Below are 15437 nucleotides of genomic sequence, written 5' to 3'. Positions count from 1 at the left end.
ACATGCGATTTGCGGTAATAGGACGAGTTCTAGGATTAATGATATGGCTGTTTTCAGCCGTGGCTTTTCTCCCCGCCATCGTGGTTTCAGAGTGGTATGGCGAAAGCCATACCTCGTTATCCACCAGTTTCTACATCTCTATCTTTGTTGGAGGCATACTCTTTGGAACGGCCTCAACGATACGCTGGGCAATGCGAAAACAAGCTCAACGTTATGAGTTACGAGTCCGCGATGGTTTCATTATAACTGTCCTGTTCTGGACCACCTTGAGTTTATTGGGAACCCTGCCATTCGCGCTATCTGAAGAATTAAATATCTCCTGGGTGGACGCGATCTTCGAATCTTTTTCCGGGCTAACTACCACCGGGGCTACCGTCATATCTGGCCTCGACACCATGGAACGAGGACTATTGATCTACCGTCAGCTGCTACAGTGGATTGGCGGAATAGGTATCATTGTCATCGCGGTTGCTGTTCTCCCAGCCTTGGGAGTAGGGGGGCTTCAGCTCTATAAAAGCGAAACGCCCGGTCCGGTTAAGGATTCCAAACTTACACCGCGCATTGCCGAGACGGCCAAGTCAATGGCATCCATCTACATCGCGCTAACGGTGGCCTGTGCAATATCACTGTATGTGTCGGGAATGTCGAGTTTCGATGCCATCGCTCACGCACTCAGCACCACGTCGATAGGCGGGTTCTCAACCCATGACGCGAGTATTGGCTTTTATGATTCGAACACGATCCTGTGGGTGACGACAATTTTTATGGCGCTATCCGGTATTAACTTTGCCTTACACTTTGTCACTTGGCAGCAGAATAGCCTTCGCCATTATTTTCAGGATAGCGAATGTAAGTTCTATTTGTGGCTACTAGCAGTAGGCATTGCAATTACCGTTTGGTACCTCTGGCTCACCGAGACCTTACCGCTGGAAGATGCCTTTTATCACGGCGCGTTTATGTTGGTATCTATCGCCACCACTACCGGCTTCGCGACACAAGATTTCACTAGTTGGCCACTCTTTCTACCATTCTTACTTTTCTTCATGGCATTTGTTGGGGGGAGTTCTGGATCCACCGGCGGCGGAATGAAAGCGATGCGTTGGGTGTTATTGGTACGCCAGGGCCAGCGTGAGCTATACCGATTGGTGCACCCTAACGCCATTCGCCATATTAAGTTAAACCAGAAGGTTGTTCCCTCGCGAGTGTTAGAATCAGTCTGGGGTTTCATCGCTATCTATATGCTGACCTTCGTCATGACTTGGCTGGTATTGATGGCAATGGGTTATGACTTCCTAACCGCTTTCAGCGCCGTTGCTGCCTGTATTAACAACCTTGGGCCTGGAATGGGAGACGTCGCCGCCAACTATCAATCCCTTGGCGATGGCGCTAAATTACTCCTATCTTTCACCATGCTCATGGGCCGACTTGAGGTATTCACACTGCTCGTTCTGTTCACACCCACATTCTGGCGTGACTAGACTAAAAGCGGTAATAGTGGATAGATGGATCTTGAAGTTTGCGGAAGCGCTTGTATTCCCACTGGTATTGCTCTGGGTGGTAACTAACTAGCTTTTCAACTGAACGATTCATCGCTGCAACCGAAGTGTGGACATCCTCACTATATATTTCAGGGTCAGCCTCTTCCAAAACAATATTCCACCCATCAGCGCTCTGAAAGCCTGCCGCCATAACAACTTTGCAGCCCGTTCGGCTTATTAAACCGGCAGCTAGCTTCATGGTGAAGGCGTTAACATTAAAAAATGGCGCATGAATACCACCCGTACCATCGGGAACTTGGTCGGGAAGAATAAAGACACTTTCGTTTTTCTTTAGGGCTCGGGTTAGACCGATAACCCCTTTTGCTGTTGCCGGAACCATATTCACACCAAAGCGCTCGCGAGCGCTGCGGACGATGGGTTCAAGAAAGGCCTGCTTGGGTGGTGCGTACATGGCCGTCATTGCCACCTTCGTAGCGATAATTTGCCCCATCGCCTCCCAATTCCCCAAGTGGGGAGCAAGGATGATTACGCCTTTTCCCTCTGGGCACGCCAGCAATGCTTCCCCCTGGATTGATTGCACCTGGTTTTGCAGCCAATCACTGCTGGCATTCCAGGTGATTGCAAATTCGGGCAGCAAGCTGAACATATGCTGCAGAGAGCGCTTCGCCAACAAATCTCTATCTGCTTGATTCATATCAGGGTAGGCAAGTTCCAAATTGCGTAGGGTGGACTTCTTTGGGCCGCTATCAGTTCGCCAAACTATTGAACCCAAGACTCGCCCCAGCCACCTTGCTTGTCGCAAATTAAGCTTCGAAAGAAGCTTTAGAAGAGTATTTACCACTATTTTTTGGAATTTCATCTGTCTCAAGCCGATAATGAGTCAATTATTAGGCAGTAGCTGCGATCCTAAGTATAATGGCAGCACTTTTTTTAACACTATTTAACTAGGAGGCGGCGAAGTCTGTGTCTGCCAACAACCGCGTCGATATTAACACGTTTCAGGGTTTAATCCTTGCCCTTCAACAATACTGGGCTCAGCATGGCTGTGTCATTATGCAACCGCTTGATATGGAAGTAGGCGCGGGTACATTCCACCCAGCAACTTTCCTTCGAGCCATTGGTCCCGAGTCATGGAATGCAGCCTACGTGCAACCGTGTCGCCGGCCAACGGACGGACGTTACGGTGAAAACCCTAATCGGCTCCAGCACTATTACCAATTTCAAGTTGTCATGAAACCATCACCTGACAACATTCAAGAGCTATACCTTGGTTCATTGGAAGCGCTGGGCGTGGACTTGACTGAGCACGATATTCGCTTTGTTGAGGATAACTGGGAATCGCCAACGCTTGGCGCCTGGGGACTTGGTTGGGAAGTATGGATGAATGGGATGGAAGTGACCCAGTTTACCTACTTCCAACAGGTCGGTGGTCTTGAGTGCTATCCAGTTTTGGGCGAAATCACTTACGGCTTAGAGCGGATCGCAATGTATCTACAAGGCGTGGACAGCGTCTACGATTTGGTTTGGACTGAAAGTGCCGAAGGTGTTGTCACCTATGGCGATGTCTTCCTCCAAAACGAAGTTGAAATGTCCACCTACAACTTCGAACATGCAACCGTAGAGACACTCTTCCAGCATTTCGATGACTATGAAGCCGAAAGCGCGAAGCTCATTGAGGCGTCACTGCCGCTGCCCGCCTACGAATGTGTCATGAAAGCCTCGCACGCATTCAACCTGTTAGATGCTCGCCATGCAATTTCTGTTACCGAGCGCCAACGTTATATTCTGCGCGTTAGAACACTTGCCCGAGCCTGCGCCGAAGCCTATTTTGAGGCACGTAGAAAGGCAGGTTTCCCACTTGCTCGTCCAGATATCCGTGAAGAAGTGCTCGCCGCGTTAGGGGAGAACAAATAATGACAACCCAGAATATTCTTATCGAACTTGGCACTGAAGAGCTACCACCGAAGTCATTAAAGGCGCTCTCAGATGCCTTTAGCCAAAGCATCAAAGATAGCTTAGTGGCCGCAGAACTTAACTTTGAGCAGGTTGAAAGCTTTGCCGCACCGCGTCGCCTTGGTGTGCTCGTTCATAATGTGCAAGCTTGCCAAGCCGATACCGACGTTGAAAAGCTCGGCCCAAATGTTAAAGCCGCCTTTGACAAAGAGGGTAATCCCTCCAAGGCAGCTGAGGGCTTTGCTCGCTCATGTGGCACAGAGTTTAATCAGCTAATCGAAGTAGAAACGCCAAAGGGTACTCGTCTGGCTTTTCGCAGCACTCAGCAGGGGCAATCCACAACTGCTTTACTACAGGGTTTCGTTGAAAAGGCCCTACAGCAACTACCCATCCCTAAGCGCATGCGCTGGGGTGCTAGCCGCGCCGAATTTGTTCGCCCAGTAAAGTGGCTACTTGCGCTAGCCGATGACGCTATCGTACCTATGACTGTGCTGGGTATTGAAAGTAGTAACGTCACGCGTGGTCACCGCTTCCACTCGCAGGGCGACTTGATTGTTCCCTCTGCGCTAGCCTATGAACAAGTTCTACTTGATGACGGGCAGGTCGTCGCGAGCTTCGAAAAGCGCCGCCAACTAATTCGTGACGGGGCGGCCGAAGTAGGTGCCGCCGCTAACGGTAACACCGTTATTGGTGCCGAGTTGCTAGATGAAGTTACCGGCCTTGTAGAGTGGCCTGTGCCCATGGCAGGGTCGTTCGAGGCGAAGTTCCTGGAGGTTCCAGCCGAGGCACTCATCTCAAGCATGAGAGAACACCAAAAGTACTTCCATGTGGTTGATGACGCAGGCGCGTTATTACCCTTGTTCGTATTCGTTTCGAATATCGTATCCTCTAAGCCTTCGTCGGTGATTGAAGGGAACGAAAAAGTAATTCGTCCACGCCTTGCGGACGCAGACTTCTTTTACAAGACAGACCTTAAAACTTCATTAGAATCTAAGGCCGAAAAGCTTGAGAAGATTGTTTTTCAAAAGCAGCTTGGAACGATTGCAGAGAAGTGTGATCGTATTGCCGCGCTATCAACGTCAATATCAACAATTGTTGGTGCCAAAGCGGCCGACGTACAACGCGCCGCCAAACTTTGTAAAGCAGATTTAAGCTCTGAGTTAGTCTTAGAGTTTGATGATCTACAGGGGCTTGCTGGCGAATACTATGCCCGCCACGATGGCGAGAGTGCAGAAGTTGCTAGCGCTATGAACGAGCATTACATGCCGCGCTTCGCGGGCGATTCGCTTCCTAGTACCGCTACGGGGACAGCTATCGCCATTGCGGACAGAATGGACACGCTAGCCGGTATCTTTGCAATTGGTCAGATTCCAAGCGGCTCGAAGGATCCCTTCGCACTCCGCAGAGCCTCAATTGGGCTGCTTCGTTTAATTGTTGAGAACAACCTCAACTTAGATCTAGCGGAGCTCACCGATTTGGCGCTTAAGTCTCTACAACACGTTGAATTCGACCACTCTCAGGTCCGAGCGCAAATAGTGGACTATGTCTTCGAGCGCTTTAAGGCTAGGTATGTTGAAGAGGGTATTAGTGCTGATGCCGTCAACGCGGTACTTGAGAAGTCACTCACTAGCCCTGTGGATTTCAACGCCCGCGTATTGGCGGTGACAGACTTCGCTAAAATTGACGCCGCTGAAGCGCTCGCTGCGGCGAATAAGCGCGTTGGTAACATTCTCGCTAAGGTAGATGCTGTTAGTGACGATATCGACCCCTCGTTGATTTCTGAAGCTCCTGAGCAAGCACTTTACAACGAGTTACTCAGTGTAGAGCCTATCGTCCAACCGCTACTTGCGGAGAAGCGCTATACGGAATCCATGCTTGCCCTCGCTGAACTTCGTGGTCCGGTTGATGCCTTCTTTGACGGCGTAATGGTGAACGCTGAAGACGATGCAGTTCGTGCGAACCGGTTGGCGATCTTAAAGCGACTCTCCAATCTCTTCGGTGCCGTTGCTGACATTTCACGCTTGGTTTAACAAAGTACGAAAGGGGGTTTAATCCCCCTTTATTTTCCCTTGGCTCTTCTTGGAAAAGGTGGCATTCTATGCTCATCCAGAACCGGTCAGTCACATAAATAACGCCCGGTTTGTAAGTACCTACATACCTCCAAAGGATTATTAATGCTGTTTCGTTCCACTATTTTCTATATTGGCCTTGCGCTTATCACCATTATCTATGGGACTATTGCACCAATCTCAGCACCGCTAATGAGCTATAGGATGAGACTTCGTGTTGGCTGCCTATGGTGTTGGGCTGTGGTGGGTTGGTTACGATTATCGTGTGGCGTAAAGCTCGTCATTGAGGGCAGGGAGAATATCCCTAAAGATGGTAGTACGGTACTGGTCATGGCTAACCACCAGAGCAGCCCAGAAACCTTCGTCCTCCAGTCACTCTTTTTTCCCGCCGTGCCTATCCTTAAGAAAGAGTTGCTTAAAATTCCATTCTTTGGATGGGGAGCTTGGGTAAGTAAGCCCATTGGTATTGATCGAGGAAAGCCCCGTCAGGCCCTGGCACAGATGATGGAGAAGGGTGAAAAGCGATTGACCTCGGGAACGAGCGTTATTATTTATCCTGAGGGAACGCGAAACGATTATCCTACAATTGGCAAGTTTGCCCGAGGCGGCGCTCAACTCGCTAAGCGTGCAGGTGTTAAGGCGATTCCCGTTGCGCACAACGCCGGCGCGGTCTGGCCCGCTCGCACCTTTAAGAAGTCGCCGGGAATCTTCAAAGTAGTCATTGGCGAAGCCATTGATACATCGGAGTCTTCCGTAGCAGAAATCACTCAATCTGCGCGAGACTGGATTGTAGAGCAGAACCTCTAGCGCTTAGTACTACACCTATAAAAAAACCACCCCCTGCTTAGGGAGTGGTCCTTCGGTTATAACGGGCTGGTTTCACCAGCCACATCCTTTACATTAACCGCTCTTAGCCGTTATACGTCTAAGTTCTCAACCATTAGCGCATTAGACTCAATGAACGCGCGGCGTGGCTCTACATGGTCACCCATCAAAGTATTAAACATTTGATCAGCGCCAATGGCATCGTCAATGGTAACTCGTAGCATTCTGCGAGTACCCGGATCCATTGTCGTTTCCCACAGCTGCTCAGGGTTCATCTCACCTAGACCCTTGTATCGCTGGATATAAAGGCCCTTACGCGAATCACCTAGAAGCCAGTCATAGACGTCACTAATGTGCTGGACATCCCTGCGGCGCTCACCGCGCTTCACAAAAGCACCCTCTTCAATTAAACCCGTAAGTTTCTCTTGGAGCGCTACCATCTCGCGATAGTCCTTCCCGGAGATGAACTCTCGAGTAATGACGTACTCGCGATTAACCCCATGCTCAAGCAGATCAATAAGAATTAGGTGTTCACCACGTTCTTCATCGAGCTTCGTGGAGATGCTCCAACGAACATTTTCAGTGTTAGCTGACAGCGCCTTTTCAAGCGATGCTGCCCACTCTGACATGAAGTTTTGGTCCTTAAGCGACTCAATTGTTAATGGCGCCTGATCTATCAGTTCCATTAACATTTGCTCAGGATACAAACGGCTAAGCTTTTCTACACGACCTAAGTTGTTGCGGTAGGCCTTAACCAAATCCTCAAGCGCTTCGCCCGCAATCGCTGGGGCATCAGCGTTAACGAATAGCTCTGCACCCTCAAGTGAGTTTTGCGTTAAGTAGTCAGTGAGCGCTTCGTCATCCTTTAGGTATTGCTCTTGCTTACCCTTACCCACTTTATAGAGTGGTGGTTGTGCAATAAAGATATGTCCGCGCTCAATGAGCTCAGGCATCTGACGGAAGAAGAAAGTTAACAGCAGCGTACGAATGTGCGCACCATCCACGTCGGCATCGGTCATGATGATAATTGAGTGATAGCGAAGCTTTTCAATGTTGTAGTCGTCTTTACCAATCCCAGCGCCGAGCGCGGTAATTAGCGTACCAACCTCTACGGATGAAAGCATCTTGTCGAATCGCGCTTTCTCCACGTTCAAGATCTTACCCTTAAGCGGAAGAATCGCCTGAGTCTTGCGCGCTCGTCCTTGCTTGGCTGAACCACCCGCCGAGTCACCCTCCACAATGTAGAGTTCAGACAATGCAGGGTCTTTTTCTTGGCAATCAGCAAGTTTACCGGGTAGGCCGGCGATATCTAACGCACCCTTTCGACGGGTCATTTCTCGTGCTTTACGAGCCGCCTCACGTGCTCTAGCCGCTTCAATCATCTTGTTAATGATCTGTTTGGCCTCGGCTGGATTCTCAAGGAGGTGATCAGCTAAAGCCCGCCCCATCTCTTGTTCAACAGCAGATTTAACCTCAGAAGAGACCAATTTATCTTTAGTCTGTGACGAGAATTTTGGATCCGGCACTTTAACGGAGATGATGGCAGTCAAACCTTCACGTGCATCATCACCGGTAGCGGAGGTTACTTTCGCGTTTTTACCAAAACCTTCATTTTGAATGTACTGATTGAGGGTTCGTGTAAGTGCAGCTCTAAAACCAGCTAGATGGGTGCCGCCATCGCGCTGTGGAATATTATTGGTATAGCAAAGAATATTCTCCGCATAACCATCATTCCACTGCAGTGCAACCTCAACGCCTACGCCATCTTCGTGATCGGACTTAATGTGGATAATACGATCATTAATTGTTGTTTTATTTTGGTTCAGATACTCAACGAAGGCCTCTACGCCACCTTGGTACTCATACGCTTCTTCTTTTCCAGTCCGCTCATCATGGAGAACAATTCGTACTCCAGAGTTAAGGAAGCTTAGCTCTCGCAAACGCTTGGCTAGAATATCGTAGTGGTATTCAATGTTCGTAAAGGTATCTTCTGAAGGCTCAAAGTGTACCTTTGTGCCGCTATCTGTGCAGTCACCAATTACCGCTAACGGCGCCTGAGGCACGCCATGGTGATAGACCTGTTCGTGAATCTTATTGTGGCGCCTTACTGTTAGTGTAAGCTTCTTAGAAAGTGCATTCACTACAGAAACACCAACACCGTGAAGCCCGCCAGACACCTTGTAGGTGTTATCGTCAAACTTACCACCCGCGTGAAGAACGGTCATGATGACCTCTGCCGCAGAAACACCTTCGTCATGGATATCTACTGGTATCCCGCGGCCATTATCTGATACTGAAACGCTATTATCCGGATGAATTGTTACGCGAATCTCTGAGCAATGCCCAGCTAACGCCTCATCAATCGAGTTATCGACGATTTCAAAAACCATGTGGTGAAGGCCTGTGCCATCATCGGTATCACCAATGTACATACCCGGACGCTTACGTACAGCATCCAAGCCTTTTAGTACTTTAATACTCGACCCATCATATTCTTGTTCGCTCATAGGAACCTCAATGTCGGTGCTTTCTCAGAAGCATTTAATTTATTATTTAATACTACCATGTTCCACGTGGAACACAGCTAAGTTTGAATCAATATTACCAGCCTGAAGGGCATCAGAGACCGTTTCCTCTAATGAGGTATCTACTCCAGTCAAAAACACCTGCTCGCCGAGTTCGGCAAGCAGCGGAATAAGTAGCTTAAAATTACCGGCGTCGAGCTCACTCGACAAATCATCTAGGAGGAAAACCACCTTTTGATTGTGCGTTTTAAAATAGACGCTCGCTTGCGAAAGCTTCAACGCGATAATAAGCATCTTCTGTTGGCCACGTGACAATACTTTTTCGGCACCAAACCGTCCACTTCGAAGCCTAATATCTGCTCGGTGCGGACCTGCCGACGTGTAGCCTAGCTGGCTATCCTTAGTACGATTGTCTGCCAACGCTGTAGCTAACTCACCGCTAAAACCAGGAGAAAAGGTGATACTTGGTAGATCCCAATCACTAAAACCGCTAACCAAGCTCTCGAACTCTTCGAAAAGCCGCTGGAAGTACTGCTCACGAAAGCCCGTGATAGCAGCGCCACAATCAGCCATTTCGGCCTCCCAAGGGGCCAACTCCTGCTCGGATAGTATACCACTTTTAAGTAGCTTATTCCGCTGATTTAACGCCCGCTGGTAACGCTGCCATAGTTTTAAAAAAGAATGTTCCACGTGGAACACTCCCCAATCTATAAAGCTACGGCGGACAACTGGTCCGCCATCCATCAACACGAAGAGTGCCGGCTCTATCAGCAGCACAGGGAGTATTCGAGCCATTTCTGACGGGTTTCTAAAGTTTGTATCGTCGATACGGTAAACTGATTCGTCAGAACGTGTCTTCTTGACTGCAATCTTGCGCGCTACAGCCCCTTCAGTTGAAACTTCAGCAAAGCAAACTGCCTCGGGAAGATCGGTTGAAATGACGGGCTTGATCTGCCGACTACGAAAGCTTCGCCCCGTAGATAAAAGATGACAAGCCTCCAAGAACGAAGACTTACCCGATCCGTTGGGACCGATGATTAGATTAAAACGAGAGAAGCCCCGAATATCTGCGTGAGAGATATTACGGAGCCCCTGAATGATGATTCTGTTAAGGCGCATTAAAAGCGGAGCTTATAGGCGCATTGGCATTACAACATACTGTGCGTCAGTAGAGTCACCAGCCTGGATAAGCACACTTGAAGTAGAGTCCGCCATAATTAGCTTAGCTTCGTCACTACCCAGCACACCTAGAACATCAAGAACGTAATTAACGTTGAAGCCGATTTCAATGAAGTCGCCATCGAAACTAACCTCTTCCTGAACCTCTGCTTCCTCTTGCTCAGGGTTGTTTGCAACTACCGTCATGAGGTTATCTTTTACGCTGACACGTACGCCTCGGTACTTCTCGTTAGAGAGAATGGCTGCGCGCGAAAATACTGATCGCAAAGACTCTCGGTCACCCAACACAATATTAGTTCCGCCCTTCGGTAGTACGCGGTTGTAATCGGGGAACTTTCCATCAACTAACTTAGAAGTAAACGAGTACTGCTCTGAGACCATATGCATGTGCGATGCACTTAAGTATAACTCTACCGTATCATCCGAGTGCTCTACTAAGCGCACCAACTCCATGACACCTTTTCGAGGCAGAATGCATTGAGAGTCTTCACTCATACCGGTTGACATAGGCTCGGTGGCTACCGCCAAACGATGACCGTCTGTGGCTACGGTTCGAATAAAGGTTGGGGTTAACTCGAACAGCATGCCATTTAGGTAGTAACGAACATCCTGTTGTGCCATCGAAAACCCTGTGGCATCAATCAACCTCCGCAGCACACGCTGCGCGATCACCAACTTACTACCATCCTCGCCTGTCTCAACCTTAGGAAACTCTGACGCTGGTAACGTAGAAAGCGTGAAACGACTGCGACCACAACGGACCACCACCTTGGCATCATCTTCAGCAAAGTGAATAGGCTGGTCATCAGGTAATGCCTTACAGATGTCGAGTAGCTTCTTAGCCGGTACCGTCACAGCGCCAGCGGCCTCACAACTCTCAATCTCGACACGGCCACTCATTTCAACTTCGAGATCTGTACCCGTGAGCGACAATGAAGTGCCTTCAGCCGATAGCAATACATTTGCTAGAATCGGCAATGTCTGGCGTTTCTCAACAACGCTCGCAACCTGCTGGAGCGGCTTAAGTAATGCATCACGCTGAACTGTAAATTTCATCTAAATGAACTCCCTTATGCACTTATTTATGCTTATGGTTTTAACTGGTTAAACTGCGATGTAACGTCTCGTAGTCATCACGAACGTCTGAATCTGACAACTTGAGCTCTTTAATCTTCTTGCAAGCATGAAGCACCGTTGTGTGGTCGCGACCACCGAAGTATTCCCCAATCTCAGGGAAACTATGACTGGTAAGCTCTTTAGCTAACGCCATTGCCAACTGCCGGGGCCTAGCGATTGAACGGGTACGGCGCTTTGACAACAGTTCCGACAGCTTCAATTTGTAATAGTCGGCCACTGTGCGCTGAATGTTATCTACGCTAACCTGCTTGTCTTGAATTGCCAACAAATCCCTAAGTGCGTCTCTGATCAGCGCAATGGAAATTGGCTGACCTACGAAACGAGCGTGCGCCACCACCCTCGTCAACGCTCCCTCTAACTCTCGGACATGCGAGCGTATCCGCTGTGCGATAAAAAACGCCGCGTCATCGGGAAGCACCATCTTCTGCAGTGCCGCCTTCTTCATCAAGATAGCTACCCGTGTTTCAAGCTCTGGCGGCTCAACCGCAACCGTTAGGCCCCACTCAAAGCGGCTCTTTAGGCGAGCCTCTAAGCCACTAATCTCTTTAGGGTAGCGATCACTGGTAACGATAATCTGCTGACCACCTTCAAGCAGCGCATTGAAGGTGTGAAAAAACTCCTCTTGGGTACGATCTTTTCCAGCAAAAAACTGAATGTCGTCTATCAATAACGCATCCATTGAACGGTAATAGCGCTTGAACTCAGACATTGCGTTGAGTTGTAACGCCTTTACCATATCTGCCACAAAGCGCTCCGAGCGAAGATAAAGAACCTTAGCATCTGGCTTTTGGCGAACAATTTCGTTACCAACAGCCTGCATCAAGTGGGTTTTCCCCAAGCCTACACCACCATAGATAAAGAGGGGATTATATTGGCCTGCGGCACCCGGATTTTCTGCAACCTGGCGAGCCGCAGCAGCTGCCAACTGGTTAGACTTACCAATAACAAAACTTTCGAAGTCGAACATAGGGTTCAGCAATGAATTATGAGCATCGGGCGTTGTTTTAGGTGGCGGTATCGTCACTGAAGCAGATGGAGCTAGCTTGAAAACCTCCGCCGTAGCGGTCGTGTCAATTGACCTGTTTGCCTCACCAAGCTCTAGTAAACCGCCACCAATTGGCGCGACGTCCAAATCAGTACTCGTTGGCGCCTGACTTAAGCGCGAAGGAGAGGCGTCTCGCTTAGCTGGACTCGGCGCTTCATCTTGTTTGTGAGTGCTAACTACTGAGCCAACCTTACTACTGAGTGCACCTCGCTTTCGGTTCCTCTTAAATACCGGGCGCTTACTACCCGAATTTTCACTCGCGGCCACCGTAAAAATAACCTTCCGAGGTTGACCTAAAGCGCTTAATACCGACTCAACTTGATTGCTAAATTGCTGTGCAGCCCAATCCTGAATAAAGCGATTAGGTGCTGAAAGCGTCAAGGTATCATCCGTCAGCGAGACGAAAACTAGCGGAGCAAGCCATGTTGAGTATTGCTGCTTAGGTATCTGCTGCTGTAATTGTTCGAGGCACGATGCCCACAGGGAAGAACTCACGTAACAACGCCTTAATTATTATTGGTATAACTTACCCACAATTGTGCCACAAGCTAAGTAATTTATACACATCTAATAGTGCAAAAAATACGCGCAAGTAAGGGGTTTGCGCTACTGTTATCCACAGCTCGTTGTGCGTATACTGTGGGCATTCTGTGCACTAGCTGTGCGCGAAATATTTGCTGTTTTTTTCAACAAAGTCGTTGCGTCAGGTAGTGATCTGCCATACAATGCGCGCTCAATTTTTTGAGCTTCGCGTGATTCGCAACTATAGGAATCTATTATGAAACGCACATTTCAACCAAGCGTTCTGAAGCGCAAGCGTACTCACGGTTTCCGTGCTCGCATGGCAACAGCCAACGGTCGTCAGGTTATTAACCGTCGCCGTGCGAAGGGTCGCAAGCGTCTCACTGTCTAATTTCTTTAGACATTTTAATCGCTAATTGAGTAGGTAGAACAGTGGCCGAATTAAACTTTGGTAAGCAGCTCCGTCTACTCAATTCAGCCGATTATCAATCCGTTTTCGATGCTGTGAAATACAAAGCCTTTACTAAAGAGGTGATGTTGCTTGCAGCCGAAAGCGGCTTTGATACCCCCCGTCTGGGCATAATCATCTCTCGAAAAGTTTCTAAGCGCGCCGTTGATCGAAACCGCATCAAGCGTCAGATTCGAGAACACTTCCGCTTAAAGCAGCACGAATTACCCGCAATGGATGTCATTGCTCTGGTTAAGCCACCTGCTAAAGGTGCGGATAACGCCTTTCTACAGCAGCAACTCAACTATCTTTGGCGAAAGTTGAACAAAAATGTGCAAAAAGAAGTCAAAACACCGCATAATTAAGCGCTTGTTCGCACTCTATCGCTATCTATTTAGCCCTTGGGTTGGGAACAGCTGTCGATTCTATCCAACCTGTTCTGCTTATACTGAGCTGGCGATAGACCGCCACGGCCTAATAAAAGGCTGTTACTTAGGATTCATACGAATCCTTAAATGTAACCCTTGGCACCCTGGTGGATTCGACGATGTACCAGATAACAAAAAACTCACTAACAAAGAGCAGTAGTATTTTATGGATTGGTTACGTAATACTTTACTAATCGGCATGGTTGGCGTCGTGATGGCGCTGGTTTTTCAGTGGTCAAATTTCACACCACCTGAATCAGCCGTAGCGCAGTCGACTTCACGTGCAGCAATGCCGCTCGACACTCCGGCGACTGATAGCGTCAGCGATGTGCCAAGTGCCATTAGCAATGACCAACAACCCGAGATCCAAATATCAACCGATCTCATCAAGGTAACCACTCCTCAACTCTACGTTGAAATCAATCCTGTTGGCGGTGATATTGAGACAGTTTCCCTCATTGATCACACGTTAGATCAAGAAAGCGGCGACCCACTTCCACTGCTACTCAATCGCCCAGGTAATGTTTACATCGCACAAAGCGGCTTGATTGGACCAAACGGCACCGATGGCAGTGGCTCACGACCAACCTTTAATAGTGAAGCGCGAAGCTATCAGCTTAGCGGCGAATCACTCTCCGTTGACCTGACGCTCGAACAAGCACCTGGCGTGACGATTACCAAGCGATTCACCTTTACTGAAGGTGAGCACACTATTGACGTTAACTATCTTATTGATAACCAAACGGCAACGGAGTGGCGCGGATACTTCTACGGCCAAATTAAGCGCGATACCAGCGCGCCGCTAATTGATAATGATGGTGCTATGCAGCCATTCCTTGGGATGGCGACCACCAAGCAGGATGAAAATTTCGTTAAACGCGACTTTGAAGACCTGAGCGAAACAAAATACAGTGCCAACGTAAACGGCGGCTGGGTTGCAATGGTTCAGCACTATTTCATCAGCGCCTGGGTGCCAACCACTGAAGGGACTAACCGTTTCTATGGCGAACCAATGGCCAACGGCTTCTATCGTTTTGGCTTTACAAGTGATCAGCAGATTATCGCGGCCGGTGAATCGGCTCGCTTTGGCGCAACTTTCTATGCAGGTCCTAAGGATCAGGAAAAGCTTTCTGAGCTTGGCGAATACCTTGACCTAACCGTTGATTACGGCTGGCTATGGTGGATTGCAAAGCCACTTTTCGTTGCTTTGGACCTTTTCCATGACTTACTCGGAAATTGGGGCTTCGCTATTATTGCCCTAACGATTTTGATCAAAGGCCTATTCTACTATCCATCAGCCATCAGCTACCGCTCCATGGCAACGATGCGCAAGTTTACTCCGCGCATTCAAGAGATTCGTGAGCGCTATTCCGATGATCGCCAGCAACAGCAAAAAGCTATGATGGAGCTATATAAGCAGGAAAAGATCAACCCAATGGCCGGTTGTTTACCTATCTTGCTACAAATGCCAGTTTTCATTGCGTTGTACTGGATGCTTGCGGAAAGTGTCGAGCTTAGGCATGCACCGTTTGTGCTTTGGATACAGGATCTATCGGTGAAAGATCCGTACTTTGTGCTACCTATAGCGATGGGCGTGGTAATGTTTTTACAGCAACGTTTAAACCCGACACCTCCAGACCCAATGCAGGCGAAGATCATGCAGTTTATGCCAATCATCTTCACCTTCTTCTTTATGTTCTTCCCAGCCGGTTTGGTACTTTACTGGTTGTTCAATAGTTTGATTTCGATGCTACAGCAGATTTATGTCTACCGTGGAATTGAAAAGGATGCAGCGAAGAAGTAGTGC

General features: G+C 48.7%; 13 protein-coding genes. 8 read left to right on the top strand and 5 right to left on the bottom strand.

The window, feature by feature from the left end:
* Positions 1 to 2 precede the first annotated feature (2 nt).
* Positions 3 to 1478 carry a TrkH family potassium uptake protein gene (locus DFR27_RS00430; RefSeq protein WP_121875487.1) on the top strand — a complete coding sequence of 492 codons (1476 nt, stop codon included), beginning with the start codon at positions 3 to 5 and terminating at the stop codon, positions 1476 to 1478.
* A 1-nt stretch (position 1479) separates the two neighbouring features.
* On the opposite strand, the gene DFR27_RS00425 is transcribed toward DFR27_RS00430, so the two are convergent.
* Complete coding sequence (locus tag DFR27_RS00425) at positions 1480 to 2358, bottom strand: lysophospholipid acyltransferase family protein (RefSeq protein ID WP_121875486.1); 879 nt, start codon at positions 2356 to 2358, stop codon at positions 1480 to 1482.
* 104 nt (positions 2359 to 2462) lie between these two features.
* Between DFR27_RS00425 and glyQ the strand changes: the two genes are divergently transcribed.
* The 3 genes from glyQ (at position 2463) to DFR27_RS00410 (ending at position 6328) form a co-directional block, all read left to right on the top strand.
* Positions 2463 to 3413 carry a glycine--tRNA ligase subunit alpha gene (gene glyQ, locus DFR27_RS00420; protein WP_121875485.1) on the top strand — a complete coding sequence of 317 codons (951 nt, stop codon included), beginning with the start codon at positions 2463 to 2465 and terminating at the stop codon, positions 3411 to 3413.
* On the top strand, positions 3413 to 5482 hold the full coding sequence (gene glyS / locus DFR27_RS00415) for a glycine--tRNA ligase subunit beta (RefSeq protein ID WP_121875484.1): 2070 nt from the start codon (positions 3413 to 3415) through the stop codon (positions 5480 to 5482). The genes glyQ and glyS overlap by 1 nt, the downstream gene beginning before the upstream one ends.
* A gap of 144 nt (positions 5483 to 5626) precedes the next feature.
* Positions 5627 to 6328, top strand: a complete 702-nt coding sequence (locus DFR27_RS00410) for a lysophospholipid acyltransferase family protein (RefSeq protein WP_121875483.1) — start codon at positions 5627 to 5629, stop codon at positions 6326 to 6328.
* A gap of 110 nt (positions 6329 to 6438) precedes the next feature.
* Here the strand turns inward: DFR27_RS00410 and gyrB are convergent, their stop codons facing one another.
* From gyrB to dnaA, 4 genes are read right to left on the bottom strand one after another with little or no spacing between them, the layout of a single operon-like run.
* Positions 6439 to 8853: a DNA topoisomerase (ATP-hydrolyzing) subunit B gene (gyrB, locus tag DFR27_RS00405; RefSeq protein ID WP_121875482.1), complete on the bottom strand. Its 2415-nt coding sequence runs from the start codon at positions 8851 to 8853 to the stop codon at positions 6439 to 6441.
* A gap of 42 nt (positions 8854 to 8895) precedes the next feature.
* Positions 8896 to 9990 (bottom strand): DNA replication/repair protein RecF, encoded by a 1095-nt coding sequence (gene recF / locus DFR27_RS00400; protein WP_121875481.1) that lies wholly within the window; start codon positions 9988 to 9990, stop codon positions 8896 to 8898.
* A gap of 12 nt (positions 9991 to 10002) precedes the next feature.
* Positions 10003 to 11106, bottom strand: coding sequence for a DNA polymerase III subunit beta (gene dnaN / locus DFR27_RS00395; protein ID WP_121875480.1), 1104 nt, complete (start codon positions 11104 to 11106; stop codon positions 10003 to 10005).
* 40 nt (positions 11107 to 11146) lie between these two features.
* On the bottom strand, positions 11147 to 12727 hold the full coding sequence (dnaA, locus tag DFR27_RS00390) for a chromosomal replication initiator protein DnaA (RefSeq protein WP_121875479.1): 1581 nt from the start codon (positions 12725 to 12727) through the stop codon (positions 11147 to 11149).
* A gap of 283 nt (positions 12728 to 13010) precedes the next feature.
* Here dnaA and rpmH point away from each other — a divergent pair, with 283 nt between their 5' ends.
* The 4 genes from rpmH to yidC are packed head-to-tail and all read left to right on the top strand — an operon-like array spanning position 13011 to position 15434.
* Complete coding sequence (rpmH, locus tag DFR27_RS00385; RefSeq protein ID WP_121875478.1) at positions 13011 to 13145, top strand: 50S ribosomal protein L34; 135 nt, start codon at positions 13011 to 13013, stop codon at positions 13143 to 13145.
* A gap of 41 nt (positions 13146 to 13186) precedes the next feature.
* Positions 13187 to 13567, top strand: a complete 381-nt coding sequence (gene rnpA, locus DFR27_RS00380) for a ribonuclease P protein component (RefSeq protein WP_121875477.1) — start codon at positions 13187 to 13189, stop codon at positions 13565 to 13567.
* On the top strand, positions 13533 to 13790 hold the full coding sequence (gene yidD, locus DFR27_RS00375) for a membrane protein insertion efficiency factor YidD (protein ID WP_121875476.1): 258 nt from the start codon (positions 13533 to 13535) through the stop codon (positions 13788 to 13790). Before rnpA ends, yidD begins: the two co-directional genes overlap by 35 nt.
* A 6-nt stretch (positions 13791 to 13796) precedes the next feature.
* Positions 13797 to 15434 (top strand): membrane protein insertase YidC, encoded by a 1638-nt coding sequence (gene yidC, locus DFR27_RS00370; protein WP_121875475.1) that lies wholly within the window; start codon positions 13797 to 13799, stop codon positions 15432 to 15434.
* Positions 15435 to 15437: the final 3 nt, after the last annotated feature.

Source organism: Umboniibacter marinipuniceus (genome assembly GCF_003688415.1).
Taxonomy (GTDB): Bacteria; Pseudomonadota; Gammaproteobacteria; order Pseudomonadales; family DSM-25080; genus Umboniibacter; species Umboniibacter marinipuniceus.
Note: the sequence above shows the minus strand (reverse complement) of the source record. Positions and strands in the feature narration are given on the sequence as shown.